5 protein-coding genes and 1 pseudogene are annotated in these 3,644 nt (G+C 49.3%); all 6 read right to left on the bottom strand.

Annotation, left to right across the window (positions count from 1 at the left end; genetic code table 11):
* Nucleotides 1-71: 71 nt before the first annotated feature.
* Nucleotides 72-755, bottom strand: a complete 684-nt coding sequence (locus tag DBO31_RS05385; protein ID WP_059077415.1) for a coenzyme F420-0:L-glutamate ligase — start codon at nucleotides 753-755, stop codon at nucleotides 72-74.
* A 13-nt stretch (nucleotides 756-768) separates the two neighbouring features.
* Nucleotides 769-1,311 (bottom strand): hypothetical protein, encoded by a 543-nt coding sequence (locus DBO31_RS05380; RefSeq protein ID WP_059077414.1) that lies wholly within the window; start codon nucleotides 1,309-1,311, stop codon nucleotides 769-771.
* A 61-nt stretch (nucleotides 1,312-1,372) separates the two neighbouring features.
* Nucleotides 1,373-1,795: pseudogene (locus DBO31_RS05375) on the bottom strand (acyl-CoA thioesterase).
* A 185-nt stretch (nucleotides 1,796-1,980) separates the two neighbouring features.
* Nucleotides 1,981-2,325: a YkvA family protein gene (locus DBO31_RS05370; protein WP_075582286.1), complete on the bottom strand. Its 345-nt coding sequence runs from the start codon at nucleotides 2,323-2,325 to the stop codon at nucleotides 1,981-1,983.
* 14 nt (nucleotides 2,326-2,339) lie between these two features.
* Nucleotides 2,340-3,209, bottom strand: coding sequence for a hypothetical protein (locus DBO31_RS05365; protein WP_150824628.1), 870 nt, complete (start codon nucleotides 3,207-3,209; stop codon nucleotides 2,340-2,342).
* A gap of 49 nt (nucleotides 3,210-3,258) precedes the next feature.
* Nucleotides 3,259-3,644, bottom strand: a 386-nt coding sequence (locus DBO31_RS05360; RefSeq protein ID WP_150824627.1) for an SDR family NAD(P)-dependent oxidoreductase, incomplete at its 5' end; no start/stop codon positions are given.

Here is a 3,644-nt window from a genome sequence, read left to right as displayed (position 1 = left end):
TTCTCTGATTTTTCCAGCATTATGCGTCGCCAGGATAATCGTTTCTTTCATAGCAGGTTCCTTCTCCATCGTTAGTTATTTTCTTTGGCAGCGGTTTCACTTTTTTGTTCCCGCACGGCCTGGGCATAATTCTTGATGACGACAATAGGCGTCTTCTGCGATGCATTGCCAAAGGGGTTATTGATCAGGATACGGGCGATTTCCTTCGGATTCAGGCCGCGGGAATGGCCCAGTACAGCCGAACGCTTAAGGTCATTGACGTCAGCTACGCAGGCACCATAACAGCCCATGCGTTTTTTGATTGCTTCAGCTACTTCATCAGGCTTATCCGGGCCATAGACGATGCATTTATCAAAAGGCGGCATCGTGCCCGTCACGTCATCAGTCAGCGATGCCTGGCGGCATTTGGCATACCACACGCCATTTTTGCCAACCAGTTTTGCCAAAAAACCGATGATGAACCAGAAGAGCATCTTCCATTCCCCTTCAAGGTTCATCGCCGCCTGCATGCCATAGAGACTGGCCATACTCCCTTCACCGGGAACGAAGCGGCGCATGAGACGGCACTGCCAGGTTGGTGTCAGTTCTTCCGGGCGGGTATAGCGGTGCTGGGTGATGGCGACAACGCTTTCTGCCGAGCATACAATATCATCAGGTCCGACGATATCTTTTGCATATTCTTCTATGACATCGACGATGTCATCTTTATCAGTAAGAATTCTGGTCTTTACCGGTACTAATTCTAATTCTGCCATGTCTATTTTCCTCCTATGCTTGTTCCATAGCCCGTTTTACTTCTGAAGCTTTGAGTGTAATACGGGCCTTGTGAATATACCATTCACTGCGGGAAACGACCTGATATACCAGGTCAATGGGCATATCGGGGAAGGTCTTTAAATCTTCACGGATGGTTCCTTCCTTGCTCACCAGTTCAATCGTAACGCGGATGCGGCCCGATTCACCGGGATTGATGATGACCGATTCCCAATATCCATCGTTCCGTTCAGCTGCTTTATTTGCCAGCTGGGAGTGGACAATGACCTTGTCATACTGTTCATAAGGCAACAGGGTCCGGGGATAAAAATCCATAATCGTTCCTAGTTGTTTCCCTATATTCTTAAAGGGAACTTCTGTTTCAAATACAGCTGTACCGGCAGTCAGGCTTTTTAAGGCAAAAGGCTGGCGTCTCCGCGCTTCGATGACAAACCGGGCATCCCCCTGGTGCCAGGCAAAGAGGCGGAATAACAGATACAGTACGGCAATGAGGCCGACGATAAAGATAATGATGTTCAGCAACTGGTAGACAATCACGACACAAGACTCCTTTAGGTAAAATATGAAGTAGAACTAGAACAACGGCTGCAGAAACAGATCACATTTCCTGCTGATCTGTTTCATACATGGCTTTCAGCCTGAGGTACGGACCATCGCCAATGCGGGCTACCTTTCCCGTATCCTTATGGGTAAAAACATTCTGCGTCGTTCATTCGGCCATGAGGCGGCCGTCCCGTTTCCGCAGAATACGGTAGGCATATACCATCTGAGCCCGCGATAATTTGACCAGGCGGGCTTCGATGACGATTTCATCATCGTAATAGATATTATCGATGTATTCACAGTTTACGTTTTTAATAGGAAAAAGAATGCCTTCATCCATGAGTTCAAATAAATCGACACCGGCAGCACGCATATACTCGCAGCGCGCACATTCAAACCAACGGATATGATTGGCATGATGGGCGTTTCCCATCATATCTGTCTCGCTGAAGCGGACCCGTTCTGTTACGCTGACCATTTTTTCCACTCCTGTCTTCACTTAAACATGCCCTATTATTTTACGCTGTATAGGAGCATTTGTCAAAACTTACCAGACAAAACCTGGCGCTTTATACTGTAAAAAAGCTGCCGCAGATGCGGCAGCCTGAAATACTATCCCCGGCGGATCTGCAATTGATGCAGACCTTCCTTCCACAGAGAAAATTACCAGTCGCAGTGAGCAAACGGAAGGATACGCCGTACTTTTTCTTTATGCTCCGGTTTGATGTAAGCCGCTGCAAACTTCAGAGCCGCCGCTACGACAGCAGCGTCATCGACCCAGCCGGCAACAGGCAGAAAATCGGGAACAACATCAATAGGCAGGATGACATATCCGATAGCACCCATAAGTACGAGCCGGACCAGTTTGGGCGTATCCTTATCCTGGATGCAATAGAAGATGGCCAGGAGCTTCGGGAGGAAATGTAGTTTTCCCTTCGTTTTACTCAGAAACCGCAGAAAACGGCCTGGCGAATAGAAACGGGTAAAAAACAACAGCAATTTCCACATAGGCACACCTTCATTTATTTTTCATCAAGAGGAATCTTGGCGTCTTCTACAGCTGCCTGTACTTTTTCATCGACAGACGGTTCCGCCGTATCGGCAGCTGGCTTTTCCCCTGCCGATGCCGCTTCTTCCTGTGTCGTTTCTTTTACATCAGCACTGTCTTCTCTGGCTTCTTCCACATCATCGAGGACGCTGCGGCGCCGTACAGAATCAATGACTACCTGGCCCTTTTCCTTGACATCGTCAAAAGCATCAATAGCAGCGTCTTTGGCAACACTGCCCCAGCGCTTCATGAAATCTACTGTTTCATCTCCGAGCGGCACATTTTTCAGTGGATTATCACGCAATTTATCTACTTGTTCACGGGCCTTGTCCTTCCACTGGGCCATCATTTCGATGTACGGGCCCATATCGGTAGGCATGCCATCTTTCATCCAGCGCTGTGTTACCCGGCCCAGGCTGTACGTAATACCGACGGCGACAGGGACCTGCACCGCACTGAACGGAATAAGCGTCGTCAGGAGATTTCCCGCCATACGGCTGCCCATGGCACCGAGGAAGGCAATGACAGCCCGTTCAGACAGCTTGACATTGTAGACTTTGGCAATGCGGCTGACGAGATACACTTCATTTGCCATGAGGGCGATTGTGCCAACGAGGGGAGCAATGACAATGGCTCCAGCACGGGCAGCTGCCCAGCGGCAATAGGTTTCAACCTTGAGATCAGCATCGGCAGCAGAATTTTCGATAGACTGGATTACTTCCAGGGAAGCGGTCGGCGCTACAGGCGCATGGGCTTCTTTTTCAGCTTTCATAGCTGCCAATTCTTTTTTCAGGGCATCGATTTCTTCTTGTAATGCCTGTACTTTATCCATTTCATCTGACATAGGAATCCCCCCATTTTCAAAATACATTTTTCTTTATTTTCCCATGTTTTCACCAGCTTGTCAAACCGCCATCGACAGGAACTGCTGTAGCCGTCATATACGACGCTTCCCGGCTGAGAAGGAATACGATGACCTGCCCTACCTCGGAAGCCTCAGCCAGCCGGTATAGCGGGTACTGCTGGCGCAGAGACTCTTCCGTTTCGTCAGGATTCGCTTCCATCTGGCGGGACAGAAGCGGAGTCTTTACATCGCCGGGGCAGACACAGTTGACCCGTACATCATGAGGGGCCAGTTCCAGGGCAAGCGATTTGCAAAAAGACACAACTGCCCCTTTAGTCGCACTGTAGACTGAACAGCCGATATTCCCCTGCAGGCCGGCATCACTGCTGACCATAACAATGCTTCCCTGATTTTTTTTCAATGGTTCCAGCGCTT

Origin of the sequence: Megasphaera sp. DJF_B143 (genome assembly GCF_900320625.1) — a bacterium.
Classification (GTDB): Bacteria; Bacillota; Negativicutes; order Veillonellales; family Megasphaeraceae; genus Megasphaera; species Megasphaera hexanoica.
Note: the sequence above shows the minus strand (reverse complement) of the source record. Positions and strands in the feature narration are given on the sequence as shown.